General features: G+C 37.6%; 24 protein-coding genes and 2 pseudogenes. 19 read left to right on the forward strand and 7 right to left on the reverse strand.

Translation table 11 applies throughout. The features are described 5' to 3' along the window. Nucleotides 1–15 precede the first annotated feature (15 nt). The 11 genes and pseudogenes from SMI_RS04030 (at nucleotide 16) to SMI_RS04080 (ending at nucleotide 12,916) form a co-directional block, all read left to right on the forward strand. Nucleotides 16–339: a hypothetical protein gene (locus SMI_RS04030; RefSeq protein WP_000185368.1), complete on the forward strand. Its 324-nt coding sequence runs from the start codon at nucleotides 16–18 to the stop codon at nucleotides 337–339. Further along, nucleotides 329–2,320: a V-type ATP synthase subunit I gene (locus SMI_RS04035; RefSeq protein ID WP_001018349.1), complete on the forward strand. Its 1,992-nt coding sequence runs from the start codon at nucleotides 329–331 to the stop codon at nucleotides 2,318–2,320. The genes SMI_RS04030 and SMI_RS04035 overlap by 11 nt, the downstream gene beginning before the upstream one ends. Nucleotides 2,321–2,335: 15 nt before the next feature. Beyond that, complete coding sequence (locus tag SMI_RS04040) at nucleotides 2,336–2,812, forward strand: V-type ATP synthase subunit K (protein ID WP_000400486.1); 477 nt, start codon at nucleotides 2,336–2,338, stop codon at nucleotides 2,810–2,812. Nucleotides 2,813–2,845: 33 nt separating this feature from the next. Next, nucleotides 2,846–3,427, forward strand: a complete 582-nt coding sequence (locus SMI_RS04045) for a hypothetical protein (protein WP_000067167.1) — start codon at nucleotides 2,846–2,848, stop codon at nucleotides 3,425–3,427. Between the two features lie 64 nt (nucleotides 3,428–3,491). Further along, complete coding sequence (locus SMI_RS04050; RefSeq protein ID WP_000380540.1) at nucleotides 3,492–4,499, forward strand: V-type ATPase subunit; 1,008 nt, start codon at nucleotides 3,492–3,494, stop codon at nucleotides 4,497–4,499. Further along, on the forward strand, nucleotides 4,489–4,809 hold the full coding sequence (locus SMI_RS04055; protein WP_000387939.1) for a V-type ATP synthase subunit F: 321 nt from the start codon (nucleotides 4,489–4,491) through the stop codon (nucleotides 4,807–4,809). The genes SMI_RS04050 and SMI_RS04055 overlap by 11 nt, the downstream gene beginning before the upstream one ends. A gap of 62 nt (nucleotides 4,810–4,871) precedes the next feature. Beyond that, complete coding sequence (locus tag SMI_RS04060; protein ID WP_000191783.1) at nucleotides 4,872–6,647, forward strand: V-type ATP synthase subunit A; 1,776 nt, start codon at nucleotides 4,872–4,874, stop codon at nucleotides 6,645–6,647. Next, a complete protein-coding gene (locus tag SMI_RS04065) occupies nucleotides 6,648–8,033 on the forward strand; it encodes a V-type ATP synthase subunit B (protein WP_000111248.1) in 1,386 nt (461 codons plus the stop codon). A gap of 22 nt (nucleotides 8,034–8,055) precedes the next feature. Continuing rightward, the gene (locus SMI_RS04070) at nucleotides 8,056–8,667 is read left to right on the forward strand and encodes a V-type ATP synthase subunit D (protein WP_000251932.1); all 612 of its coding nucleotides are present in this window, start codon (nucleotides 8,056–8,058) and stop codon (nucleotides 8,665–8,667) included. Between the two features lie 226 nt (nucleotides 8,668–8,893). Then, nucleotides 8,894–9,408 (forward strand): annotated as a pseudogene (tnpA, locus tag SMI_RS04075) (IS200/IS605 family transposase). Between the two features lie 568 nt (nucleotides 9,409–9,976). After that, a complete protein-coding gene (locus SMI_RS04080; RefSeq protein WP_012972489.1) occupies nucleotides 9,977–12,916 on the forward strand; it encodes a YSIRK signal domain/LPXTG anchor domain surface protein in 2,940 nt (979 codons plus the stop codon). 260 nt (nucleotides 12,917–13,176) lie between these two features. Here the strand turns inward: SMI_RS04080 and tnpA (SMI_RS04085) are convergent. The 3 genes and pseudogenes from tnpA (SMI_RS04085) to gdhA all read right to left on the reverse strand — a co-directional run bounded on the left by tnpA (SMI_RS04085) (nucleotide 13,177) and on the right by gdhA (nucleotide 16,036). Continuing rightward, nucleotides 13,177–13,691 (reverse strand): annotated as a pseudogene (tnpA, locus tag SMI_RS04085) (IS200/IS605 family transposase). A gap of 309 nt (nucleotides 13,692–14,000) precedes the next feature. Continuing rightward, a complete protein-coding gene (gene tnpA, locus SMI_RS04090) occupies nucleotides 14,001–14,465 on the reverse strand; it encodes an IS200/IS605 family transposase (protein ID WP_000057440.1) in 465 nt (154 codons plus the stop codon). A 224-nt stretch (nucleotides 14,466–14,689) separates the two neighbouring features. Next, nucleotides 14,690–16,036 carry an NADP-specific glutamate dehydrogenase gene (gdhA, locus tag SMI_RS04095; protein ID WP_000199548.1) on the reverse strand — a complete coding sequence of 449 codons (1,347 nt, stop codon included), beginning with the start codon at nucleotides 16,034–16,036 and terminating at the stop codon, nucleotides 14,690–14,692. 229 nt (nucleotides 16,037–16,265) lie between these two features. Between gdhA and SMI_RS04100 the strand changes: the two genes are divergently transcribed. The 8 genes from SMI_RS04100 (at nucleotide 16,266) to SMI_RS04135 (ending at nucleotide 23,190) form a co-directional block, all read left to right on the forward strand. Then, a complete protein-coding gene (locus SMI_RS04100) occupies nucleotides 16,266–17,201 on the forward strand; it encodes a dihydroorotate oxidase (RefSeq protein ID WP_000255183.1) in 936 nt (311 codons plus the stop codon). Nucleotides 17,202–17,233: 32 nt separating this feature from the next. Continuing rightward, entirely contained in the window at nucleotides 17,234–18,271 is a 1,038-nt protein-coding gene (holA, locus tag SMI_RS04105; protein ID WP_000879636.1) for a DNA polymerase III subunit delta, read from the forward strand. A 79-nt stretch (nucleotides 18,272–18,350) separates the two neighbouring features. Continuing rightward, nucleotides 18,351–18,560: a hypothetical protein gene (locus tag SMI_RS10750; RefSeq protein ID WP_231840217.1), complete on the forward strand. Its 210-nt coding sequence runs from the start codon at nucleotides 18,351–18,353 to the stop codon at nucleotides 18,558–18,560. An 84-nt stretch (nucleotides 18,561–18,644) separates the two neighbouring features. Next, on the forward strand, nucleotides 18,645–19,250 hold the full coding sequence (gene sodA, locus SMI_RS04115) for a superoxide dismutase SodA (RefSeq protein ID WP_000974750.1): 606 nt from the start codon (nucleotides 18,645–18,647) through the stop codon (nucleotides 19,248–19,250). 172 nt (nucleotides 19,251–19,422) lie between these two features. Then, nucleotides 19,423–19,953 (forward strand): YutD family protein, encoded by a 531-nt coding sequence (locus tag SMI_RS04120; RefSeq protein WP_001224356.1) that lies wholly within the window; start codon nucleotides 19,423–19,425, stop codon nucleotides 19,951–19,953. Nucleotides 19,954–19,973: 20 nt separating this feature from the next. Beyond that, on the forward strand, nucleotides 19,974–21,059 hold the full coding sequence (gene rlmN / locus SMI_RS04125) for a 23S rRNA (adenine(2503)-C(2))-methyltransferase RlmN (protein WP_000804758.1): 1,086 nt from the start codon (nucleotides 19,974–19,976) through the stop codon (nucleotides 21,057–21,059). Beyond that, nucleotides 21,059–21,532, forward strand: a complete 474-nt coding sequence (locus SMI_RS04130; RefSeq protein ID WP_000976722.1) for a VanZ family protein — start codon at nucleotides 21,059–21,061, stop codon at nucleotides 21,530–21,532. Before rlmN ends, SMI_RS04130 begins: the two co-directional genes overlap by 1 nt. Nucleotides 21,533–21,648: 116 nt before the next feature. Beyond that, nucleotides 21,649–23,190, forward strand: coding sequence for an ABC-F family ATP-binding cassette domain-containing protein (locus SMI_RS04135; RefSeq protein WP_000025381.1), 1,542 nt, complete (start codon nucleotides 21,649–21,651; stop codon nucleotides 23,188–23,190). Nucleotides 23,191–23,329: 139 nt separating this feature from the next. On the opposite strand, the gene SMI_RS04140 is transcribed toward SMI_RS04135, so the two are convergent. The 4 genes from SMI_RS04140 to SMI_RS04155 form a co-directional block, all read right to left on the reverse strand. Further along, a complete protein-coding gene (locus SMI_RS04140; RefSeq protein WP_000731912.1) occupies nucleotides 23,330–24,154 on the reverse strand; it encodes a peptidylprolyl isomerase in 825 nt (274 codons plus the stop codon). A 108-nt stretch (nucleotides 24,155–24,262) separates the two neighbouring features. Next, nucleotides 24,263–24,472 carry a hypothetical protein gene (locus SMI_RS10620; protein WP_012972492.1) on the reverse strand — a complete coding sequence of 70 codons (210 nt, stop codon included), beginning with the start codon at nucleotides 24,470–24,472 and terminating at the stop codon, nucleotides 24,263–24,265. A 276-nt stretch (nucleotides 24,473–24,748) separates the two neighbouring features. Then, a complete protein-coding gene (locus tag SMI_RS04150) occupies nucleotides 24,749–24,973 on the reverse strand; it encodes a helix-turn-helix transcriptional regulator (RefSeq protein WP_001041098.1) in 225 nt (74 codons plus the stop codon). Between the two features lie 2 nt (nucleotides 24,974–24,975). Further along, nucleotides 24,976–25,572 (reverse strand): hypothetical protein, encoded by a 597-nt coding sequence (locus SMI_RS04155; protein ID WP_000749552.1) that lies wholly within the window; start codon nucleotides 25,570–25,572, stop codon nucleotides 24,976–24,978. Nucleotides 25,573–25,649 lie beyond the last annotated feature (77 nt).

Consider the following 25,649-nt stretch of genomic DNA (forward strand, 5'->3'; position numbering starts at 1 on the left):
TAAGGAGGTGTCACAATGACTAACTCTGTATTTTCGACAATGCAAGATATTGAGAATGTTGCAACCGATATTATAAAATCATATGATAATGAGATTTATACGTATAAAGCTGTCTCCCAAAAAGAATTGGAAAAACTAGAAAAAAGTTATGATGAAAAAAGTCACGAAGAATTAATTTCAATAGAAAGCAATTTAGAAATGAAACAACAGAACCTCATTGATGAGGTTAATAAAACAATCAAGGAAAATGATGCAAAGATTCAGTATATTTCATCAAGTAGGAGAGGAGAATTTGTAGAAAAAATTATTGGTAGGGTGGTAGAAAAATATGGCTATTAGTCAGATGAAAAGAATTTCTCTACTATTTACTAAGAGTAGTCTTGATGATGTTTTAAAAACTATTCAAGAACTAGAGTCAGTGCAGTTCCGTGATTTAAAGGTTCAGGATAACTGGTCAGAAGCTCTAGAAAAAGATGAGGTTGTATTTCCAACTATTCAAATTTCTCATACTTCTAATTCCAATCACGGGGTTATTGAAGGAAATGATGCCTTGACTTATTTGATGAATAAACAACAACATTTGGAAGCAACTGTAGAGAAATTACAAGAATACCTACCGAAAGAAAACACGTTTAAGTTATTACAGCAACCTCCGATAACAACCTCTTATGAAGAATTAGAAAAATTTGGTAAAGCTAATGTTGCTGAGGGTGTTCTTAAAAAAGTGAATGATCAAATAAACAGAGTTCATGAATTAGAAAGAAACATTCAAAGTAATAATGAGGAAATAGAGAGATTAATAAAGTGGGAAAAATTAGAAATTATTCCTGCGCATTTAGAACAATTTTCTTTCTGTAGAGGAAAAGTAGGAACAATTCCAAGGACAGTAGATAATCGCTTATACAATAATTTTTTAGAAAACAATATTGAAGTTCAAGAAATATTTTCTAATGATAGAGAGTACGGTGTTGTTGTTTTCTATCAGTCCAGTTGCTCTATTGATTTTGATGAATACTTATTTGAACCATTTGATTATTCTAGAAAGGAATTACCGAAGCAGCGAGTAGTAGATTTGAATCAAGAAAACATGCAGTTAATAACTGAAAAAGAGAATATTATCGCATCGTTGCAAGATTCAAAGAAAAATTTGATAGATTTACAATGGCAAATTGACTATATTTTATCTATCTATGCTCGTCAAATCTCTAAGAATAACCTTTTGAGCACTCCGCATCTAGTTGCATTAGAAGGATGGATAGAAGAAACTCGTATTTTATATTTTATAAAAGTTATGGATGAGCGTTTTGGACATTCTATTTATATTTATGAATCGGAAACATTGTCGGATAATCAAGATGAAATACCTATCAAATTAACGAATCACTCTTTAATTGAACCATTTGAATTATTGACAGAAATGTATGCTCTGCCCAAATATTATGAGAAAGATCCTACACCTGTATTAGCACCATTTTACTTTACATTTTTTGGAATGATGGTTGCTGATTTAGGCTATGGTTTACTATTGTTTTTAGGAACAATGTTAGCATTAAAAATTTTTCATCTACCTTCAGTAACTAAGAGATTTTTAAAATTCTTTAATATATTAGGGGTAGCCGTTGCAATTTGGGGTGGAATCTATGGCTCATTTTTTGGATATGAGTTGCCATTTCATCTGATATCTACAACCTCGGATGTCATGACTATATTAGTAGTATCAGTTGTGTTTGGATTTATTACAGTATTTGTAGGTTTGTTAGCTTCAGGACTACAAAAAGTAAGAATGAAGAAATATGCAGAAGCATATAATTCAGGATTTGCGTGGTGTGTTATTCTGCTTGGCTTGTTATTTATTGCTGTCGGAATGTTGATGCCTGATATTAAACCGTTATTTGTATTAGGGAAATGGGTATCTATTTTTAATGCTGTGGGGATTTTGATTGTTTCTATTATTCAAGCCAAAAGCTTGTCAGGTATTGGATCAGGATTGTTTAATCTATATAATATTTCATCTTATATAGGTGATTTAGTTAGTTTCACTCGATTGATGGCATTAGGATTATCTGGAGCAAGTATAGCATCAGCTTTCAATTTAATTGTTGGTTTGTTTCCGGGGACATTGGCTAAACTGACAATTGGATTAGTATTATTCATTCTTTTACATGCGATCAATATTTTTCTATCGTTACTATCAGGATATGTTCATGGAGCACGTCTGATATTTGTTGAATTTTTTGGTAAGTTTTATGAGGGTGGAGGAAAACCATTTCAACCTTTGAAGGCTTCTGAGAAATATATTAAGGTTATTACAAAGAATTAATGGAGGATATATATAATGGAACATTTAGCAACTTATTTTTCAACATATGGAGGAGCTTTCTTCGCTGCATTGGGAATTGTATTGGCGGTTGGATTAAGCGGTATGGGGTCTGCTTATGGAGTTGGTAAGGCTGGGCAATCTGCCGCAGCTTTACTGAAAGAACAGACAGAAAAATTTGCCTCAGCTTTGATATTGCAACTACTGCCAGGAACACAAGGATTATATGGTTTTGTTATTGGAATTTTGATTTGGTTGCAATTAACTCCAGAACTTCCTTTGGAAAAAGGCGTTGCTTATTTCTTTGTAGCTCTTCCAATTGCTATTGTAGGATACTTTTCGGCTAAGCATCAAGGAAATGTAGCAGTAGCGGGAATGCAAATCTTGGCTAAAAGACCAAAAGAATTCATGAAAGGAGCAATTTTGGCTGCCATGGTAGAAACCTATGCAATTCTTGCCTTTGTCGTATCATTCATTTTGACCCTTCGTGTATAAGAAATTAATTTGCTATTCAAAGGAGGTGTCTAAATGAGCAATTTAGAAAACTTACGAGAGTCTGTTATTGAACAAGCTCATGAAAAAGGGCATATGAAATTATTGGATTCCAAAAAGAAGATTGATGATGAATTTGAAATGCAAAAGTCGGTCATTGTAAAGAAAAAAGAAGCTGAACATGAACGAAAGTTAAAAGAATTACAACAGAAATATCAAATAATTTTTCAACAATTAAAAAATAAGGAACGCCAATCAACGTTAGTATCAAAACAGAAAATATTAAAAGAACTTTTTCAATCTGCTTTAATAGAAATGGAATCTTGGAGTGCAGATAAAGAAATGGAGTTCATCTATCGAATTCTGGAACGATATTCACAACAAGAGGTCATAGTAACTTTTGGGGAGCGGACTTTAGCTAAATTCAATTTGGAACAATTAGAGAAATTGAAATTCTCTTTTCCAAATCATTTATTTAGTGAACAGCCTATCTCAAATGAATCAGGCTTACTTATTTCAATAGGTAAAATTGATGATAACTATTTGTATAAAACATTAATTGGATCGATTTCTAAGGAAGAAAGTTCAAGTATCGCAAATCAAATTTTTATCAATTAAGGATGAAATTGGTTAATCCTTCTTAGAAATTTGGAGTATTCCAATAAAATTAGAAAGGTATTTTATGGATACTAATCTTTTTTCAAAAATAAATACGACGATTTCGGTAAAAGAAAACGATTTTATTACAGAAGAAAAATTTCAAAAAATTATACAATCCAAAGATACGGAGACATTGGCATTTATCTTAGAAGCAACTCCCTATCATTTATCGATTGACGATTTAGAAAATCCTAGTCAGACAGAGATTTCGCTAATGACAAAATTAGTCAATGATTATAGATGGGCCTATGCTGAAAGTCCGTCTGATAAAATTGTGACTTTATTTGCTTTACGATATGTTTATCATAATATCAAAGTTTTATTAAAATCTAAGGCGGCAATTAAGAAAGATTTTTCTAAATTATTAATTCCAATAGGGATTTTTGATATAGAAAGTTTAAAACATTTAGTTTCTTCCTTACATTCAGATACACTTCCTGATTTTATGGTTCATGAAGTAGAATCAATTTGGAATGAGTATGAAACTTTTAATAATATTCGTGTACTTGATGTCGGAGCTGATCTAGCATATTTTAAACATCTGAAACTTTTATCTAATGAGTTAGGTGGGGTGCTGTCTCAGGTTATTGTTGCAATGATTGACTTTTATAATATTATTACTGTAAAACGTGGTTTATCGCAAAATAAGAGTCATGGGGATATTTTACAATTACTTTCAGATGAAGGAAGTATTTCTGCTAAAGAATTTATATACATTGTAGAAAATCAAGAAATATTTGTGTGGTTCAATAAAATAAATCTAAGCTTAGATTCAATCTTTTCAACTTACGAATTGAAGATGCAGGACGCAACAATTTCATCTTCTGAGTTAGAATTTTTATGTGATTTACTATTGTATAAAACTTTAGATCAAGGAAGGTATAATGTAGATGGGCCGTTAGTTCTTGCTAGATATTTATTGGGATGTGAGTTTGAAGTAAAGAATCTTAGAATGATCATATCAGCTCTTCAAAATACAATTCCTTTTGAATCAATAAAAGAAAGGATACGCCCGCATTATGGAAGCTAATAAGTATAAAATTGGCATAATTGGTAGCCATGATATTATTTTACCCTTTAGCATGATTGGGTTTGATATATTTCCTGCCTATCAAGAACAAGAAGCTATAAATACTCTAAGAAAATTAGCTCAATCTGATTATGGTGTCATTTATATCACTGAAGACATTGCTTCAATGATATTAGATACAATTCGCCATTATGATTCTCAAGTTGTGCCTGCTATTATTTTATTACCGACTCATAAACAAGGTTTAAATTTAGGATTAAAACGTATAGAGGATAATGTAGAGAAAGCAGTAGGACACAATATTTTATAATAATGTACAAAATTGTCTGTAATATTATTCTATAATTTTTGGACTTAGTAAGGAGAATAACTTTGACTCAAGGGAAGATTATAAAAGTATCGGGACCTCTAGTTATTGCATCAGGTATGCAGGAGGCTAATATTCAAGATATTTGCCGTGTAGGTAAGCTAGGGTTAATCGGTGAAATTATTGAAATGAGAAGAGATCAGGCATCTATCCAAGTCTATGAAGAAACATCTGGTCTTGGTCCGGGAGAACCTGTTGTTACAACTGGAGAACCTCTCTCGGTTGAATTAGGGCCAGGATTGATTTCTCAAATGTTTGATGGCATACAACGCCCATTAGATCGATTTAAATTGGCTACTCATAATGATTTTCTAGTTCGTGGGGTAGAAGTTCCAAGTTTGGATAGAGATATTAAGTGGCATTTTGATTCCACTATAGCAATTGGTCAAAAAGTGAGTACGGGTGATATTCTTGGAACTGTCAAGGAAACCGAGGTAGTTAATCATAAAATTATGGTTCCTTATGGAGTATCTGGAGAAGTCGTTTCTATTGCATCTGGCGATTTTACAATTGATGAAGTTGTATATGAAATAAAAAAATTGGACGGTAGTTTCTATAAAGGAACGCTTATGCAAAAATGGCCTGTCCGCAAGGCGCGTCCTGTTTCTAAACGTTTAATTCCAGAAGAACCATTAATCACAGGTCAACGAGTTATTGATACATTCTTTCCAGTAACCAAAGGGGGAGCTGCAGCAGTTCCTGGACCGTTTGGAGCAGGAAAGACAGTTGTACAACACCAAGTAGCTAAATTTGCCAATGTTGATATTGTTATTTATGTCGGTTGTGGAGAACGTGGAAATGAAATGACGGATGTACTGAATGAGTTTCCTGAGTTGATTGACCCTAATACCGGACAATCAATTATGCAACGGACAGTTCTGATTGCTAATACTTCAAATATGCCTGTTGCTGCTCGTGAGGCTTCAATTTATACAGGAATTACCATGGCTGAGTATTTTCGTGATATGGGCTACTCTGTAGCCATTATGGCTGATTCAACTTCACGTTGGGCAGAAGCGCTACGTGAAATGTCAGGACGTCTAGAAGAAATGCCTGGTGATGAGGGTTATCCTGCTTATCTGGGAAGTCGTATCGCTGAATATTATGAAAGAGCAGGACGTTCTCAGGTTCTAGGGCTTCCAGAACGTGAAGGAACGATTACTGCTATTGGAGCTGTATCGCCACCTGGTGGAGATATTTCAGAACCAGTTACTCAAAATACTTTACGGATTGTGAAAGTTTTTTGGGGGCTTGATGCTCCGTTGGCACAGCGACGTCATTTTCCTGCAATTAACTGGCTTACATCTTATTCACTATATAAAGACAGTGTGGGCACTTATATAGATGGTAAAGAGAAGACAGATTGGAATAGTAAAATAACTCGTGCGATGAACTACTTACAACGGGAATCTAGTTTAGAGGAAATTGTTCGTCTTGTTGGAATTGATTCTCTGTCTGATAATGAACGACTAACGATGGAAATTGCTAAACAAATTCGAGAAGATTATTTGCAACAGAACGCTTTTGATTCGGTAGACACATTCACTTCGTTTGCAAAACAAGAAGCAATGCTAAGTAATATCCTAACTTTTGCTGATCAGGCAAATCATGCTTTAGAGTTGGGTTCTTACTTTACAGAGATTATGGAAGGTACCGTGGCAGTTCGAGACCGTATGGCAAGAAGTAAATATGTTTCAGAAGATAGATTAGATGAAATCAAAATTATATCAAATGAGATTACACATCAAATTCATTTGATATTAGAAACAGGAGGTCTATAAATGAGTGTTATAAAAGAATACAGAACTGCTAGTGAAGTTGTTGGGCCTCTTATGATTGTTGAACAAGTAAATAATGTGTCTTACAATGAGTTAGTTGAAATTCAACTTCATAATGGAGAAATTCGTCGTGGACAAGTTTTAGAGATCCACGAAGATAAAGCAATGGTTCAGCTTTTTGAAGGATCTAGTGGAATAAATTTAGAAAAGTCTAAAATTCGTTTTGCTGGTCATGCATTAGAATTGGCTGTATCTGAGGATATGGTTGGTCGTATTTTTAATGGGATGGGAAAACCAATTGATGGTGGACCAGATTTAATTCCAGAGAAATATTTAGATATTGATGGTCAAGCTATTAATCCTGTATCTAGAGATTATCCAGATGAATTTATTCAGACAGGGATCTCCTCTATTGATCATTTGAATACTCTTGTACGTGGTCAAAAATTACCAGTATTTTCAGGTTCAGGCTTACCTCATAATGAATTAGCTGCTCAGATAGCAAGACAAGCGACTGTTTTAAATTCTGATGAAAATTTTGCGGTTGTATTTGCAGCAATGGGTATTACTTTTGAAGAAGCTGAGTTTTTTATGGAAGAACTCAGAAAAACAGGAGCGATCGATCGTTCGGTTTTATTTATGAACTTGGCAAATGATCCTGCAATTGAGCGTATTGCAACTCCCCGCATTGCTTTAACTGCGGCAGAGTATCTAGCTTTTGAAAAAGATATGCACGTTCTAGTTATCATGACGGATATGACTAACTATTGTGAAGCGTTACGTGAAGTCTCGGCAGCTCGCCGTGAAGTTCCAGGTAGACGAGGCTATCCGGGATATTTATATACAAATTTATCAACTCTATACGAAAGGGCTGGTCGCTTAGTTGGTAAAAAAGGTTCGGTGACACAGATTCCTATTTTAACAATGCCAGAAGATGACATAACACATCCAATTCCTGATTTAACTGGATACATTACTGAAGGGCAAATTATTTTGTCGCATGAGTTGTATAACCAAGGTTATCGTCCACCAATCAATGTTTTACCTTCTCTCTCTCGATTAAAAGATAAGGGATCTGGAGAAGGTAAAACTCGTGGAGATCATGCTCCAACTATGAATCAACTGTTTGCAGCCTATGCCCAAGGGAAAAAGGTTGAAGAGTTAGCAGTAGTATTAGGAGAATCGGCTTTATCTGATGTAGATAAATTGTATGTGAGGTTTACAAAGCGTTTTGAAGAAGAGTACATAAACCAAGGATTTTATAAAAATCGAAATATAGAAGATACGTTGAATCTTGGGTGGGAATTACTATCAATTCTTCCTAGAACAGAGTTAAAACGTATCAAAGATGATTTGCTTGATAAATACTTACCTTTGGTAGAAGTTTAATCCGGAAATGGAGTGATTATCTATGGTACGTTTGAATGTAAAACCAACTCGTATGGAATTGAATAACTTAAAGGAACGTTTGAAAACAGCTGAACGTGGACATAAGTTATTAAAGGATAAAAGAGATGAATTGATGAGGCGATTTATTTCTTTGATTCGTGAGAATAATCAACTTCGGAAAGAGGTAGAAAGTTATCTAATTGATAATCTAAAATCCTTTGCAGTTGCTAAATCATTAAAGAATTCTCAAATGGTGGAGGAATTATTTTCAATTCCATCGAAAGAAATTGAATTATTTGTTGAGAAAGAAAATATCATGAGTGTAACAGTTCCTAGAATGCATATGAATATTACTTCTCAAAATGAGAACAGTGAATACAGCTATTTATCTTCTAATAGTGAAATGGATGATGTATTTGCTACAATGAATAGTTTAATTGATAAATTACTAAGACTGGCAGAAGTTGAAAAAACGTGTCAGTTAATGGCTGATGAAATAGAAAAAACACGTAGACGTGTAAATGGTTTAGAATACTCGATTATTCCAAACTTGTCGGAAACTATTCATTATATAGAATTGAAACTAGAGGAGGCAGAAAGAGCCAATTTAGTTCGTATTATGAAAGTGAAGTAGATCCTTTATTTAGATTATTAATTAGATGAACGAAATATCAGCTTGGATAAGGCTTTAAGCCTTTCTAAGCTTTTTTATTATGTGACTTTCAGTCCGTCTCGCTCCGTTAGGTGCGAGACAAAAAAACACCCGCTATGTGGGTGCGCGTCGAAGGTTATACCAAAAAAACTCCAAACGCGATACAATAAAGGTGTTCAAGCCAATTGTAAAGCGAAAGGAGAAAAATATGGCACAAAAGGCACATAGTTTATCGCACACAAAGTGGCACTGTTCTATCATATTGTGTTCACCCCTAAGTATAGACGAAAAGTCATCTATAATCAATATCGAAGTAGTTTAGGCGAAATATTTCATCGCTTGTGTAGTTATAAAGGAGTTGAAATTATCGAGGGTCACTTAATGCCAGACCATGTACATATGTTAGTAAGTATTCCACCAAGGATAAGTGTTTCAAGTTTCATGGGTTATTTAAAAGTAAAAAGTGCACTTATGATGTTTGATAAACACGCCAACCTCAAGTACAAGTTTGGGAATCGGCATTTCTGGGCGGAAGGTTATTATGTGAGTACGGTGGGACTCAATGAAGCCACAATTAAGAAATATATTCAAGATTAAAGAAATTATCCAGTGGATGATTTCTTCACGAGTCTAAAAATTTGAGAACGAGTAAAGCATGATATAGCATTAGATAAATTAAGTGTAAAAGAATATGAGGATCCCTTTAGGGATAGTGGTAAGTAATACTAAAGTCTCTTTGAGAGGCAAGTGACGAGTCAAGAGCAATAAGGCTTGAACAACGTGAAAGCCAGCGTCCTTAGGCGCTGGCTGGTAATTTGGGCTTATAGCCCTGGTACAAACCACCCGTTTGACGGGTGGTCATGATTTGCGATTATAGTTTTTTCTAGTTCTGAAAAAAGAGAAACACTTCATAAGGGACATAAAATGAGTATGGGTAAAAGTGGAAAAATATAGTGCATAAGTTAAATGCATATTATGCGTAGGAAAGGTGTTGTATTCACAAAGAAAGTAAAAAGAAAACTTATTTAACAAGAGATTGTATAGTCGTAGAAACTCAACGAAATGATGGCAAATTTGGTAACAAATTATCAGAGTAAAAAATTAGAAAAAATATATGCTTATGCTATTTTTTTTTATAAGAATAGTGTAAAATGGAGAGTGTACCAGTGTTTTTTAAACAAGTGTGGTACCAAAAATTAAAAAGCGTATCCTTTCCTTAAATTACTAAAATATTTAAGGGGGGGTATTTTTTAGTACCTCTAAAATAAAAATAAAAAAGAGAGGCGATTAAATGAGAAAATCATATCGTGAAGAGAGCGGAGAAAAGGTATTCCGTTATTCTATTCGTAAGTACCATTTTGGTGCTGCAAGTGTTGCTGTAGCAGCATTAATGTTTTTTGCTAATGGTGCGGTTAAGGCAGATCCTTTAGTATCACCTGCTACGGCTAATGCTGGTGTTACGAACTTGACAGAGGGAGTTCCACCTAAAGAAAATCCTATAGAGAAACCAAAAGAAAAAGTAGAGGGTGACAAAACACCAGTTACTCAGAAGCTAGTGGATAAGTCTCCTCTCGTTCAGGCTATTAGTGAACTTCAAGCTGCGATTGCAAAAGCAGATGAGGAAAGTTTATTAAGTTTATCTAATCAACTTTCTCAATTAACCGATGAAAATAACCGTTTACTTAATGGAGAAAATGTTTCTGAGGGAGCGATTGCAAGTCAAGTAAGTCGAGTTCAATCGCTTACAGAGCAAGTACGTCAACTTAAGTCTAAGACTGAAGATAAAACCTCTAACAAGGAAGACAGAACTGATTCTAAAGCTCAAGATAAAAAAGAACTTAAAGTATCTGACAAAGCCGTGAATCCTACTAATCAGACTGAAGAAATCGAAAAAGCCGATACTAGTAAGTTGTTAGTTGTGATTAATCGAATACAAGATGCGATTGCAAAAGCAGAAGTAACAGAAAGAACATCGTCTGTAATTGAAGATGCAAAGAAAGAATTAACAAAAGTTCAAGCGCTTCTTTTGGATAAAAAAGCAACTCAATCAGATGTCGACTTGTCAATAAGAACGTTGAATCATAGAGCCTTCGTTATTGAGAGCATGCCAAAAACAAAAGTTGACACAAGAGTAATAGAGGACAAAAAGGCTCCTACAGGTAGAGATAAAAAAGAAGAAGGGAACACCAAAAAATACGATCATCGTAACGGGCAAGTTATTTCTGGAAAAGGTAAGAGTGGGTTAAGAAGTATCCCTGAAGACAGAAGTGCTGAACCCCCAAAACATCCAAAGCAAGTCACAAACGGGAATAGTCTTTATGAAATAAACGCCAAAAATGTGCCTGATAACATTTATAACCAACCAATGGAACTTTTTAAATATTGGGGAGATGCGGTATATAATTGGTTAGATATAAATTCTAAACCTGGTGTGTTTGAAAAGTATTATGATGATATTGATGAAAAAAATAAAGTACGAAGAGTAGTTAGAGGAACTGGAAGAAGACTTGACCAACTGTATAGAGACGAGTATAAAGGGAATAATCAATCGTTTGATATATTCCATGATTACCCTACTGCTGCTCGTGTAACTCTGCAATTTGATGTTAATACAGCTGGTGCAAAACTAAAAGTTATTGATGGGAATAACAATGACATAGCTGTTATAAATGTGCCTAAGGATCATCTGTTTATTAAACAAAGTGATTGGAATAGAGAAGAAGCTGAGCGACAAAGATTAGGAGTAGATCGAACTGCAGCGAAACAAGCAATTACAAATGCAGCCAACATGAAGAAATCAGCGATTGATTCGAATACAGGGTTGACTGCAGAAGAGAAACAGACAGCTAGGAATGCAGTTGATGCAGCAGCAAGTCAAGCACATCAAAATATTGACAATGCAATAGATAAGACTGGAATTGATACTGCAAAAAACAATGGTTTATCAGCAATCCAAAACGTACCAACAACTGCAACATATAAAAACACAGCGAAACAAGAGATTACAGCAGCAGCCAATGCGAAGAAATCAGCGATTGATGGTCAAGCAGGCTTAACTGCAGAAGAGAAACAGACAGCTAAGAATGCAGTTGATGCAGCCGCAACGCAAGCGAATAGAAATATTGATAATGCAACGAACCAAGCAGGAGTAGATACTGCGAAGAACAATGGTAAACAAGCAATCAATGCGGTACCAGCAAATGGAACAGCAAAAGCAGCAGTAGATACTGAAGCAGAAAAAGCAAAAGCAGCAATTGACAAAGCAACAGATCAAGCTGGAGTTGATAGCGCGAAAGCTGCAGGTAAGCAAGCAATTGAAAATGTACCAACAACAGCCACATCTAAAGACGCAGCGAAGCAAGAAATCACAAATGCGGCAGAAGCGAAGAAATCAGCAATTGATGGACAAGCAGGCTTAACTTCAGAAGAGAAAGCAGCAGCAAAAGCAGCAGTAGATACTGAAGCAGAAAAAGCAAAAGCAGCAATTGACAAAGCAACAGATCAAGCTGGAGTTGATAGCGCGAAAGCTGCAGGTAAGCAAGCAATTGAAAATGTACCAACAAACGGTACAAATGCTACTACAGCCAAAGAAGCAGCTAAAAAAGCAATCATAGATGCAGCGAATAAGAAAAAAGCAGAAATTGATGCAAATCCTGCACTAACAAAAGAAGAAAAAGAAGCAGCTAAGAAAGCAGTAGATGCCGAAGCAGAAAAAGCAAAACAAGAGATTGACAAAGCAACAGATCAAGCCGGAATTGATAAAGCTAAAAATGATGGGTTGACTGCAATCGAAAATGTACCAACAAACGGTACAAATGCTACTACAGCCAAAGAAGCAGCTAAAAAAGCAATCACAGATGCAGCGAATAAGAAAAAAGCAGCAACTGACAAAGCAACAGATCAAGCTGGAGTTGATAGCGCGAAAGTTGCAGGTAAGAAAGTAATTGAAAATGTACCAACAACAGCCACATCTAAAGACGCAGCGAAGCAAGAAATCACAAATGCGGCAGAAGCGAAGAAATCAGCAATTGATGGACAAGCAGGCTTAACTGCAGAAGAGAAAGCAGCAGCAAAAGCAGCAGTAGATGAAACTAATTCGCGTAAAGTCGCCACTGAATTACCAAATACAGGTACAACAGATTCTACTGTGGCAGTGCTAGCTGCTGTCGCAAGTGCAATGCTTGGTCTTAGCGTTGCAGGACGTCGTCGTAAAGAAGACGAAGAAGCTTAATTTGTAGATTTTTTGATAATCATTTAATAATAAATAGCTCTTTTCTACCAGTTTTTAGTCTGTCGAATCTTTAAGTAAAAAGGTTCTTTATAAACTGTAGTGGGTTGAAGAAAAGCTAATCATGACCACCCGTCAAACGGGTGGTTTGTACCAGGGCTATAAGCCCAAATTACCAGCCAGCGCCTAAGGACGCTGGCTTTCACGTTGTTCAAGCCTTATTGCTCTTGACTCGTCACTTGCCTCTCAAAGAGACTTTAGTATTACTTACCACTATCCCTAAAGGGATCCTCATATTCTTTTACACTTAATTTATCTAATGCTATATCATGCTTTACTCGTTCTCAAATTTTTAGACTCGTGAAGAAATCATCCACTGGATAATTTCTTTAATCTTGAATATATTTCTTAATTGTGGCTTCATTGAGTCCCACCGTACTCACATAATAACCTTCCGCCCAGAAATGCCGATTCCCAAACTTGTACTTGAGATTGGCGTGTTTGTCAAACATCATGAGTGCACTTTTACCTTTTAAATACCCCATGAAACTTGAAACACTTATCCTTGGTGGAATACTTACTAACATATGTACATGGTCTGGCATTAAGTGACCCTCGATAATTTCAACTCCTTTATAACTACACAAGCGATGAAATATTTCTCCTAAACTACTTCGATATTGATTATAAATGACTTTTCGTCTATACTTAGGGGTGAACACAATATGATAGAACAGTGCCACTTTGTGTGCGATAAACTATGTGCCTTTTGTGCCATATTTTTCTCCTTTCTCTTTACAATTGGCTTGAACACCTTTATTGTATCGCGTTCGGAGTTTTTTTGTCTTGCACCTAACGGAGCGAGACGGACTGAAAGTCACATAAATATCGAGAAATGACTTTTTCAGAGCTCACTGAAAAAGTCATTTCCATAGTTTACGTTAAATCATGACCACCCGTCTAACGGGTGGTTTGAACCAGGGCTATAAGCCCAAATTACCAGCCAGCGCCTAAAGACGCTGGCTTTCACGTTGTTCAAGCCTCATTGCTCTTGACTCGTCACTTGCCTCTCAAAGAGGCTTTAGTATTACTTACCACTATCCCTAAAGGGATCCTCATATTCTTTTACACTTAATTTATCTAGTGCTATATCATGCTTTTCCTGTTCTTGAATATATTTCTTAATTGTGGCTTCATTGAGTCCAACCGTACTCACATAATAACCTTCCGCCCAAAAATGCCGATTCCCAAACTTATACTTGAGATTGGCGTGTTTGTCAAACATCATGAGTGCACTTTTACCTTTTAAATACCCCATGAAACTTGAAACACTTATCCTTGGTGGAATACTGACTAACATATGTACATGGTCTGGCATTAAGTGACCCTCGATAATTTCAACTCCTTTATAACTACACAAGCGATGAAATATTTCTCCTAAACTACTTCGATATTGATTATAAATGACTTTTCGTCTATACTTAGGGGTGAACACAATGTGATATTTACACATCCACTTTGTGTGTGATAAACTATGTGCCTTTTGTGCCATATTTTTCTCCTTTCGCTTTACAATTGGCTTGAACACCTTTATTGTATCGCGTTTGGAGTTTTTTGGGTATAACCTTCGACGCGCACCCGCATAGCGGGTGGTTTTTTTGTCTCGCACCTAACGGAGCGAGACGGACTAACAGTCACATAATAAAAGGAAAAAATACAAAAAGCAACAACTGTTTAGTTGTTGCTTTTTGGTAACTTTTTCAAGTTTTTTAATTATTAAACAATACCTTGTGCAATCATAGCGTTTGCTACATTTTCAAAGGCTGCAATATTGGCACCTGCAAGGTAATCAGTACCAAGACCGTAAGTTTCTGCAGTTGTTTTAGCAGTATTGAAGATATTTGTCATGATACCTTGAAGACGAGTATCCACTTCTTCGCGAGTCCATGAAAGACGGAGACTGTTTTGGCTCATTTCAAGGGCAGATACAGCAACACCACCAGCATTGGCAGCTTTTGCAGGTCCGTAAAGGACACCATTTTCTTTGTAAACATGGATAGCTTCCAAGTTACTTGGCATGTTTGCTCCTTCAGAGACAACTTTCACACCTTGAGCTACCAAACGTTTTGCAGCATCGCCGTTGATTTCATTTTGAGTCGCACATGGAAGGGCGATGTCGTAGTTGCCTGCGTAAGTCCATACAGAACCTTCATGGTAAGTAGCCGTTGGTTTTTCTGCAGCGTACTCAGTCAAACGAGCACGACGTTTTTCTTTAACATCAACCAAAAGATCGAAGTCGATACCATTTTCATCGATGACGTAACCATTTGAGTCAGATACTGAGATAACAGTTGCACCAAGTTCAGTTGCTTTTTGTACTGCATATTGAGCAACGTTACCAGAACCAGATACAACGACTTTCTTATCAGCGAAGCTGTCATTGTGAGCTTTCAACATTTCTTGAGTATAGTAGACCAAACCGTAACCAGTCGCTTCAGGACGAATCAAGCTACCACCAAATCCAAGAGGTTTACCAGTCAAGACACCAGCATCAAATTGGTTAAGGCGTTTGTATTGACCGTAAAGGTAACCAATCTCACGTCCACCAACACCGATATCACCAGCAGGTACGTCAAGTGATGGGCCGATGTGTTTTTGCAATTCAGTCATGAAGCTTTGGCAGAAACGCATCACTTCAGCATCTGTTTTACCTTTAGGATCGAAGTCTGATCCACCTTTACCTCCACCGATAGGAAGACCAGTCAAGACGTTTTTAAAGATTTGTTCAAATCCGAGGAATTTCAAAATCCCTTGGTTTACAGTTGGGTGGAAACGAAGTCCGCCTTTGTACGGTCCAACAGCTGAGTTGAATTGAACACGGTAACCACGGTTTACTTGAATGTTTCCATCACGGTCAACCCAAGGAACACGGAAAGAAATTACACGCTCGGGCTCAGTAATACGTGCCAAGATATTTTCTTCGATATACTCAGGGTGTTTTTCAAATACAGGTTCCAAAGTGTTGAAAAATTCTTCAACAGCTTGGAGGAATTCAGCCTCGTGCCCGTTACGAGCTTTTACAGTTTCAAACACGCTTTGGATATATTCTTTAGCAGATGTCATATCGTTCTCCTTAAATTCTAATTTAATTATGTGTGTCATTATAGCAGAATTTTTTTTAATTGTAAAGAGAAAAAAACAAAAATTTTCTAAAAATTCTATCAATTTAGTTTTGAGACTTTTTGAACATAGATAAAAAACGAACCTTTTTCTTGTAAATATCTTTCTCAAAGAGAAATTGTGAAAATATGGTATAATATTAGCAATAAAAGGAATCTGGAGGATCAGAATCATGGTATCAACGAAAACACAAATTGCTGGTTTTGAGTTTGACAATTGCTTGATGAATGCAGCAGGTGTGGCTTGTATGACGATAGAGGAGCTGGAAGGGGTTAAAAACTCAGCGGCAGGAACTTTTGTGACCAAGACATCAACCCTGGACTTTCGTCAGGGAAATCCTGAGCCACGCTATCAAGATGTTCCCCTTGGTTCTATCAACTCTATGGGCTTGCCAAATAAGGGTTTAGACTATTATTTGGACTATCTTTTGGACTTGCAGGAAAAAGAGCCAAACCGAACTTTCTTCCTATCCCTAGTTGGAATGTCTCCAGAGGAAACCCATACTATCTTGAAAAAAGTCCAAGAGAGTGATTTTTGTGGTCTGACTGAGCTAAACCTATCCTGTCCAAATGTTCCAGGTAAACCTCAGATTGCCTATGATTTTGAGACAACTGACCGGATTTTGGCAGAGGTGTTTGCCTACTTTACTAAACCTCTGGGAATTAAATTGCCACCATATTTTGATATTGTTCACTTTGACCAAGCGGCAGCTATTTTTAACAAATATCCGCTCAAGTTTGTCAACTGCGTCAACTCTATCGGAAACGGCCTTTATATAGAAGACGAGTCGGTCGTAATTCGTCCTAAAAATGGTTTTGGGGGCATTGGTGGGGAGTATATCAAACCGACTGCTTTAGCTAATGTTCATGCCTTCTACCAACGTCTCAATCCTCAAATCCAAATCATCGGAACAGGTGGCGTTTTGACTGGTCGTGATGCCTTTGAACATATCCTCTGTGGAGCAAGTATGGTGCAGGTGGGAACCACCCTTCACAAAGAAGGAGTTGGTGTTTTTGGTCGTATTACCAATGAACTGAAAGCAATCATGGCGGAAAAAGGGTACGAAAGCCTAGAAGATTTCCGTGGGAAATTGCGCTATATCGATTAAATTCATTAAAAAATCAGAAGAAAGGAGAGAAGATGCTAGCCATTGAAGAAAGCCAGAAGTTGACTTTATCAAATTTACCTAGTCTGATCCTATTTACAGGGATAGATCAGGGTCAGTTTGAAGTGATGAAGGGTCAAGTGTTGAAACAAATTGGTTATGATTCTGCTGACCTCAACTTTGCCTACTTTGATATGAAAGAAGTAGTTTACAAGGATGTGGAACTGGAGTTGGTCAGCCTTCCTTTCTTTGCGGATGAGAAAATCGTGATCTTAGATCATTTTATGGATATCACGACTGCTAAAAAACGCTTTTTGACAGATGATGAGCTCAAGTCATTTGAGGAATATCTTGATAATCCTTCACCAACAACCAAGTTGTTAATCTTTGCAGAAGGAAAGCTGGATAGCAAAAGACGGTTAGTCAAATTACTTAAGCGTGATGCCAAGGTCTTCGATGCAGTAGAAGCAAAAGAACAAGAATTGCGCCAGTATTTCCAAAAGTGGAGTCAGAAAGGAGGTCTGCAGTTTGCTAATCATTCTTTTGAAAATCTTCTTATCAAGTCTGGTTTTCAATTTAGCGAAATCCAGAAAAATCTCCTCTTTTTACAGTCCTATAAGGCGGATTCTGTTATCGAGGAAGAGGATATTGTCAATGCTATTCCTAAGACCTTACAGGACAATATTTTTGATTTAACTCAGTTTATTCTGACTAAAAAGATGGATCAGGCGCGCGATTTGGTTAGAGACTTGACCTTGCAAGGGGAAGATGAAATTAAGCTCATAGCTGTCATGTTAGGACAATTTCGGACTTTTACTCAGGTGAAAATTTTATCGGACTCTGGCCAAACGGAATCTCAGATTGCAAGTAGTTTAGGCAGCTTTCTCGGACGTAATCTCAATCCATATCAAATCAAGTTTGCGCTGAGAGATTCAAGAGGACTTTCCTTGAGCTTTTTGAAGCAAGCTATTTCCTATTTGATTGAGACAGACTATCAGATTAAGACAGGACTTTATGAAAAAGGTTTCCTTTTTGAAAAGGCACTTTTACAGATTGCTAGTCAGGTAAATTAATCCTATTTGAAAAACTTTTTAACCCGCGTCAGGATTATCTTGTCGTGGGTTTCTTGCTGATTTGCTTATTTTATACTCAATGAAAATCAAAGAGCAAACTAGGAAACTAGCCGCAGGTTGCTTAAAGCACTGCTTTGAGGTTGTAGATAAGACTGACGAAGTCAGCTCAAAACACTGTTTTGAGGTTGTGGATAGAACTGACGAAGTCAGTAACCATACGTACGGCAAGGCGACGTTGACGCGGTTTGAAGAGACTTTCGAAGAGTATTATTCGAAAGTATCTCAGTGATTTCCTCATCTATAAGCAAAAAACTTGAAAAAAGTGAATGTTTGCGTTATCATTTTCATATAGAAAGAAAAAGAGGTATTACAGATGGCTATTATCTTACCAGAACTTCCATATGCATACGACGCTTTGGAACCATACATCGATGCGGAAACAATGCACTTGCACCATGACAAACACCATCAAACTTATGTCAACAATGCTAATGCAGCTTTAGAAAAACACCCTGAAATCGGTGAAGATCTTGAAGCCTTGCTTGCTGATGTAGAATCTATCCCAGCTGATATCCGTCAAGCGCTTATCAACAATGGTGGTGGACACTTGAACCACACTCTTTTCTGGGAATTGATGACTCCTGAAAAAACAGCTCCTTCAGCAGAACTTGCAGCAGATATCGATGCAACATTTGGTTCATTTGAAGAATTCCAAGCAGCCTTCACTGCAGCAGCAACAACTCGTTTCGGTTCAGGATGGGCATGGTTGGTTGTCAACAAAGAAGGTAAACTTGAAGTGACTTCAACAGCAAACCAAGATACACCAATCTCAGAAGGCAAAAAACCAATCTTGGGCTTGGACGTTTGGGAACATGCTTACTACGTGAAATACCGCAACGTGCGTCCTGACTACATCAAAGCTTTCTTCTCAGTAATCAACTGGAACAAAGTAGATGAATTGTACGTAGCTGCTAAATAATGATAGTTGGAGGGAAGAATTGTTCTTCTCTTTTTTAGGTTATAAGATTCTGGTCTGACAAGATTCTGGTCTGACAAAATCGTCAGACTTTTTTCATTTTTATGAGAAACGTGCTAACTGCTAGAAATTATGGTAGAATAAAGTATTAAGTAATCGTGGAAAAAGGATATCTATGCGAAAAGAAATTGCACCTGAATTATACAACTATAACAAGTTTCCTGGTCCTGAGTTCCATTTACATGGGGACAAGGTCGAAACGGAAGGGATAGTTTTTTCCTTGGTGGAAAATATCAAGGATGCCTTTGATGTGACGGCTTTTAATCAGCGTTTTTCAGAAGTCTTAACCAAGTTTGATTATATCGTGGGAGATTGGAGCAACGAACAGCTTCGCCTACGAGGCTTTTACAAGGATGACCGAACAGAAGAAAAACTTGAAAAAATCAGTCGTTTACAAGACTATCTTTTAGAGTATTGTAGTTATGGTTGTGCCTATTTTGTCTTAGAAAATGAAGCCCCTAAGCGAGCATCATTTGACAAGAAAATGCGTAAGAAGGAAGAAGAACAGCCTTCTAAAAAAGGAAAGAAACCGGCTCAAACAAAACGAAAACCGAATGCAGATAAGAAAAATAGACGTCGTCAGAAAGACCAGCATTCTCAGAAAGAGGACAAGGGACAACGTCATTTTGTCATTCGTCAGAAGTGAGTAGAGAATAAGGAGAAGAAATGAAACCGTCAATTTATAGTTTAACACGTCAAACCATGCAGGAATGGGTATTGGAGCAGGGAGAAAAGAAATTCCGTGCAGACCAAATTTGGGAATGGCTCTACCGTAAACGTGTCCAGTCATTTGAAGAAATGACTAACCTTTCCAAGGATTTGATTGCTAAGCTTAATGACCAGTTTGTGGTCAATCCCTTGAAACAACGTATCGTTCAAGAGTCTGCTGATGGGACAGTTAAATATCTTTTTGAATTGCCAGATGGAATGCTGATTGAGACAGTACTCATGCGTCAACACTATGGTTTGTCAGTCTGTGTGACGACTCAGGTCGGCTGTAATATCGGTTGTACCTTCTGTGCTTCCGGTTTGATTAAGAAACAACGTGACCTCAATAATGGGGAAATCGTAGCGCAAATCATGCTGGTTCAGAAATACTTTGATGAACGTGGTCAGGATGAACGCGTCAGCCATATCGTTGTCATGGGAATCGGTGAGCCCTTTGATAACTATAACAATGTCTTGAATTTCATCCGTACTATCAACGATGACAAGGGAATGGCTATCGGTGCTCGTCACATTACGGTTTCAACTTCAGGTTTGGCCCATAAAATTCGTGATTTTGCTAATGAAGGAGTTCAGGTCAATCTTGCGGTTTCCCTTCACGCACCCAACAATGAATTGCGTTCAAGCATCATGAAGATTAACCGTGCCTTTCCGATTGAAAAACTCTTTGCTGCTATTGAGTACTATATCGAAACAACCAATCGTCGTGTAACCTTTGAATACATCATGCTCAATGAAGTCAATGACGGTGTAGAACAAGCCTTGGAATTGGCTGAATTGCTCAAGAACATCAAGAAATTGTCTTATGTAAACTTGATTCCTTATAACCCGGTTAGTGAGCATGACCAATATAGCCGTAGTCCCAAAGAGCGCGTGTTGGCTTTCTATGATACGCTTAAGAAAAAAGGGGTCAACTGTGTCGTCCGTCAAGAGCATGGTACAGATATTGATGCAGCTTGTGGACAATTGCGTTCTAATACAATGAAACGTGACCGCCAGAAAGCAGTCGCAGCAGTCAATCCTTAATGATGAAGAAGACTTATAATCATGTTTTGGTCTGGGGAGTCATTTTCTATAGTATTTGTATCGTTTACTTTTGCTTTACTCCTCAAGAACATTCTCCCGTGGGGGTGGAAACTCCAGGTATTCAGCATCTTGGACGCCTGGTTTTTCTTTTGATTCCTTTCAATTCTCTCTGGAAACTGGGCCAAGTGAGTGACATTGGACAATTATGTTGGCTTTTTCTACAAAATATCCTCAATGTCTTCTTACTTTTTCCTCTGATTTTCCAACTCCTTTATCTCCTTCCAAACTTGCGGAAGACAAAAAAGGTCCTTCTTATTAGTTTTCTAGTGAGTCTTGGAATCGAGTGTACGCAGTTGCTCTTGGACTTTTTCTTTGATTCTAATCGCGTCTTTGAGGTTGATGATTTGTGGACCAATACCTTGGGTGGCTATCTGGCTTGGCTTCTCTATAAACAATTACATAATACTCAATGAAAATCAAAGAGCAAACTAGGAAGCTAGCCGCAGGCTGTACTTGAGTACGGCAAGGTGAAGCTGACGTGGTTTGAATTTGATTTTCGAAGAGTATAAAAACAAGATAAGGAATTAAAATGAGTATTTTAGAAGTTAAAAATCTGAGTCACGGTTTTGGTGACCGTGCAATTTTTGAAGATGTGTCCTTTCGTCTCCTAAAGGGAGAACATATCGGTCTTGTCGGTGCTAATGGTGAAGGAAAATCAACCTTTATGAGCATTGTGACTGGTAAGATGTTGCCAGATGAAGGGAAGGTTGAGTGGTCCAAATATGTGACTGCTGGTTACTTGGATCAGCACTCCGTTCTTGCTGAAGGGCAGTCGGTGCGTGATGTTCTCCGTACAGCCTTTGATGAGCTGTTCAAAGCAGAAGCCCGTATCAATGACCTCTATATGGAAATGGCTGAAGATGGAGCGGATGTTGATGCTCTTATGGAAGAAGTTGGTGAACTTCAAGACCGTCTGGAGAGTCGTGATTTCTATACCTTAGATGCTAAGATTGACGAAGTAGCGCGTGCCCTTGGTGTCATGGACTTTGGCATGGATACGGATGTAACTTCTTTGTCAGGGGGGCAAAGAACCAAGGTACTTTTGGCCAAACTCCTCCTTGAAAAGCCTGATATCTTACTTCTGGACGAGCCAACCAACTACTTGGATGCTGAGCATATTGACTGGCTCAAGCGCTATCTCCAAAACTATGAGAATGCCTTTGTCCTTATTTCACATGATATCCCATTCCTGAACGATGTGATTAATATTGTCTACCATGTGGAAAATCAACAGCTGACGCGTTATTCTGGTGACTACTATCAGTTCCAAGAAGTCTATGCTATGAAGAAATCTCAGCTAGAGGCTGCCTACGAACGTCAGCAGAAAGAAATTGCAGACCTTAAAGATTTTGTCTCACGAAACAAAGCGCGTGTTGCAACACGAAACATGGCCATGTCTCGTCAGAAGAAATTGGATAAGATGGATATTATCGAACTGCAAAGTGAGAAACCAAAACCATCCTTTGATTTCAAACCAGCTCGTACGCCAGGGCGCTTTATCTTCCAAGCCAAGGATTTGCAGATTGGTTACGACCGTCCTCTGACTAAGCCTTTAAATCTTACCTTTGAACGCAATCAAAAGGTTGCTATTATCGGGGCAAATGGTATCGGGAAAACAACTCTCTTGAAGAGTCTCTTGGGAATTATCCCACCTATTGCTGGGGAAGTGGAACGTGGTGACTACCTAGAACTCGGTTATTTTGAACAGGAAGTAGAAGGTGGTAATCGTCAAACACCACTTGAAGCTGTCTGGAATGCCTTTCCAGCTCTCAACCAAGCGGAAGTTCGTGCAGCCCTTGCTCGTTGTGGTTTGACAACCAAACATATTGAAAGCCAAATTCAGGTCTTGTCAGGTGGGGAACAAGCCAAGGTTCGTTTCTGTCTCTTGATGAATCGTGAAAACAACGTTTTAGTGTTGGACGAGCCGACCAACCATTTGGATGTGGATGCCAAGAATGAACTCAAACGTGCCCTCAAAGAATACAAGGGATCTATCCTGATGGTTTGTCACGAACCAGACTTTTATGAAGGCTGGATGGACCAAATCTGGGATTTTAACAAGCTAACTTAAAAATACGGATAAAAGAAATACAGTACCGAATGTGGGTACTGTATTTTTTGGTTTTTAAGATTTAATACTCTTCGAAAATCAAATTCAAACCTCGTCAACGTCGCCTTGCCGTACTCAAGTACAGCCTGCGGCTAGTTTCCTAGTTTGCTCTTTGATTTTCATTGAGTATAAAATCGTAGTCTTTCACCACTTCGATGCTATCGATTGTGATAGTAGTCGTTGGCTTGTCTTTTTCATTTTTTTCGGCTTTAGCAATCTTATCTACAACATCCATACCGTCAATCACTTGACCAAAGACTGGGTGTTTGCCATCTAGACTAGGGTTTCCACCTTCTTTGTAGGCTTCGATGATTTTCTTTGGATACTTGCTTGTAGGGAGTTTAGCAGAGGTATCTGTAGAGTTTTGGTTGATGAAGAACTGGCTGCCATTGGTGTTTGGTTGACCAGTATTAGCCATAGAAAGGGCACCACGGATATTATAGAGATAAGGAGTAATTTCGTTCTTGAAACCAGTTCCCTTGTCTTTTGTCTTATCCTTGTCATGCCAGATGGACTGACCACCTGTACCGTCCCCTTTTGGATCTCCAGTTTGAACCATGAAGCCATCGATGACACGGTGGAAGGTAATGCCGTTATAGTAGCCTTCTTTGGCATGAGTGAGGAAGTTTTCAACCGCTAGAGGAGCGAGTTTAGGGAAGAGCTTAATGCGAATATCACCTTGGCTTGTGTGAAGAATCACTTCAGCCTCGTCTTCAGCAACTTCTTTAGATAGTTGTGGGAAATTGGCGTTTTCGTTTGTTAAAGCATCGTTTAATTCCTTGGCGGACTGGGCAGCTGCTTTGGAACTTTCTTCAGCAGCAAGACTGGAATCAACATAGTCATCACCACGTAGACTGCGTTGGATGCTACTACACCCAGCTAGGGCTACAGTTGATAGTAAAAGAAGGGTTGCTAGTTTTTTCATTCTGTTCCTCTCAAAAATTCATTTCTACCATTGTACCCTAAAAGGAAGGGGATTTCAAATGTTAGTGACAAGACAATTTTAGAGAAAGTCAACCAAAAAATCACTTGATTAGAGATTTTTCTTTGGATGACGGTCGACAATGTCCTGGTATTGTTCCAGTATCCGCTCTCCTTTTGGAGTCAATTTGTAGCCACGAATCGAAAAGAAACTAGCTAATTCCTCTTCTGAAAAATGGTCATGAAGGGCTTGATCCAAATCTGCAGTCTTCATCTTAGACAGTCCTGTAATTCCCTTGCTTTTCAGAATATTCTTTTTCATAGTAGCATTGAAATGGTTAAGTGAGTCAAATGCAGTTTCGACAAGAGTATAACCTTTTTCTACCAGAGTTTTTAGATGCTTAGGGGAATCAATATCATAAGTCTACTCAGAGTATTTAGGAAACCAGATCTTAAGAAAGCTCGTAAAGCATCACAATTAGTAAACGTTAATTCGAAAGAATTACTATATTTTAAAAGGGCACATTTTCAAAGGATTTTTCCTTTTGGCTTCAATTCCTAATGAATCAATGAACTTAATACTAGGTCTCGAAAAGAATTATGCTTCCTCGTTCTGTCTGAGTTCAAAGAGGTCTTCTACTTTCAGATTAAAAACTTGAGCAATTTTAAGAGCCATTTCCAGCGAAGGGTTGTAACGGTTATTTTCCAAGTGCAGAATTGTCTCGCGTCGCATGCCGATGAGGTCGGCTAACTCCTGCTGGGTCATGCCTGTGGACTCACGAACAGATTTGAGATTAGTAATAATCTTGCTTTCTTTGGCCATGCTTATCCTCTACGTTCCAAGATAAAATAAACAACCGCAAAGATGCAAATCAAGGCAGCTATGCTAATAAATATCTGGCCCATGTAAAGAGTGAGAGCCCCCATATACCCAATGATAACTGCGAGGATCATCAGTGCACCTAGTATAAAAATAAACATCAAGCTAGCAGCCTTTGCTAAATTAGCATAAAAGCGTTCGTCCGGAGTTTCCTTGACATTTTTCAAACAGAAAAAACCAAATACAATCACTTCAATAACGAGGCCAATTCCCAAAATCCATTCTTTAATACCAGAACTTACGCTAGGGGTCGCAACCCAAAGCCCTACTGTATAAAAAATGCTTGCTGCAAACACAAGTATCGTGTAAAGCTTAACAGACAAGTCGAAAATAATCTTTCCCTTACCTTTCTGACTTTTATGAGGCCATGGTTTCATATGTAGCCAGCCCCAAATAGCTATAATTTGACCTAACACTGAAATACCAGTAATAACTAACTTGGGTCCCCAACTAAGATTAGAACCAAATAAAACAATAAAATCAATAAAGAGAGCTACGGCAATCATTGCAATGAGGCCACGCATTTTTTGACTTTTTTTCATGATAGACTCCTTTTTTGTGTTATAAATATATAACATTTAAATGTTATGTTATAAATATATCACACTTAAATTTAGAA

The organism is Streptococcus mitis B6 (genome assembly GCF_000027165.1).
Taxonomy (GTDB): domain Bacteria; phylum Bacillota; class Bacilli; order Lactobacillales; family Streptococcaceae; genus Streptococcus; species Streptococcus mitis_AR.

Bases quoted from the DNA above. Each gene is read 5' to 3' on its own strand.
- SMI_RS04030 (WP_000185368.1), top strand. From the start codon at position 16: ATGACTAACTCTGTATTTTCGACAATGCAAGATATTGAGAATGTTGCA.
- SMI_RS04035 (WP_001018349.1), top strand. From the start codon at position 329: ATGGCTATTAGTCAGATGAAAAGAATTTCTCTACTATTTACTAAGAGT.
- SMI_RS04040 (WP_000400486.1), top strand. From the start codon at position 2,336: ATGGAACATTTAGCAACTTATTTTTCAACATATGGAGGAGCTTTCTTC.
- SMI_RS04045 (WP_000067167.1), top strand. From the start codon at position 2,846: ATGAGCAATTTAGAAAACTTACGAGAGTCTGTTATTGAACAAGCTCAT.
- SMI_RS04050 (WP_000380540.1), top strand. From the start codon at position 3,492: ATGGATACTAATCTTTTTTCAAAAATAAATACGACGATTTCGGTAAAA.
- SMI_RS04055 (WP_000387939.1), top strand. From the start codon at position 4,489: ATGGAAGCTAATAAGTATAAAATTGGCATAATTGGTAGCCATGATATT.
- SMI_RS04065 (WP_000111248.1), top strand. From the start codon at position 6,648: ATGAGTGTTATAAAAGAATACAGAACTGCTAGTGAAGTTGTTGGGCCT.
- SMI_RS04070 (WP_000251932.1), top strand. From the start codon at position 8,056: ATGGTACGTTTGAATGTAAAACCAACTCGTATGGAATTGAATAACTTA.
- SMI_RS04080 (WP_012972489.1), top strand. From the start codon at position 9,977: ATGAGAAAATCATATCGTGAAGAGAGCGGAGAAAAGGTATTCCGTTAT.
- tnpA (WP_000057440.1), bottom strand. From the start codon at position 14,465: ATGGCACAAAAGGCACATAGTTTATCACACACAAAGTGGATGTGTAAA.
- gdhA (WP_000199548.1), bottom strand. From the start codon at position 16,036: ATGACATCTGCTAAAGAATATATCCAAAGCGTGTTTGAAACTGTAAAA.
- SMI_RS04100 (WP_000255183.1), top strand. From the start codon at position 16,266: ATGGTATCAACGAAAACACAAATTGCTGGTTTTGAGTTTGACAATTGC.
- holA (WP_000879636.1), top strand. From the start codon at position 17,234: ATGCTAGCCATTGAAGAAAGCCAGAAGTTGACTTTATCAAATTTACCT.
- SMI_RS10750 (WP_231840217.1), top strand. From the start codon at position 18,351: ATGAAAATCAAAGAGCAAACTAGGAAACTAGCCGCAGGTTGCTTAAAG.
- sodA (WP_000974750.1), top strand. From the start codon at position 18,645: ATGGCTATTATCTTACCAGAACTTCCATATGCATACGACGCTTTGGAA.
- SMI_RS04120 (WP_001224356.1), top strand. From the start codon at position 19,423: ATGCGAAAAGAAATTGCACCTGAATTATACAACTATAACAAGTTTCCT.
- rlmN (WP_000804758.1), top strand. From the start codon at position 19,974: ATGAAACCGTCAATTTATAGTTTAACACGTCAAACCATGCAGGAATGG.
- SMI_RS04130 (WP_000976722.1), top strand. From the start codon at position 21,059: ATGATGAAGAAGACTTATAATCATGTTTTGGTCTGGGGAGTCATTTTC.
- SMI_RS04135 (WP_000025381.1), top strand. From the start codon at position 21,649: ATGAGTATTTTAGAAGTTAAAAATCTGAGTCACGGTTTTGGTGACCGT.
- SMI_RS04140 (WP_000731912.1), bottom strand. From the start codon at position 24,154: ATGAAAAAACTAGCAACCCTTCTTTTACTATCAACTGTAGCCCTAGCT.
- SMI_RS10620 (WP_012972492.1), bottom strand. From the start codon at position 24,472: ATGAAAAAGAATATTCTGAAAAGCAAGGGAATTACAGGACTGTCTAAG.
- SMI_RS04150 (WP_001041098.1), bottom strand. From the start codon at position 24,973: ATGGCCAAAGAAAGCAAGATTATTACTAATCTCAAATCTGTTCGTGAG.
- SMI_RS04155 (WP_000749552.1), bottom strand. From the start codon at position 25,572: ATGAAAAAAAGTCAAAAAATGCGTGGCCTCATTGCAATGATTGCCGTA.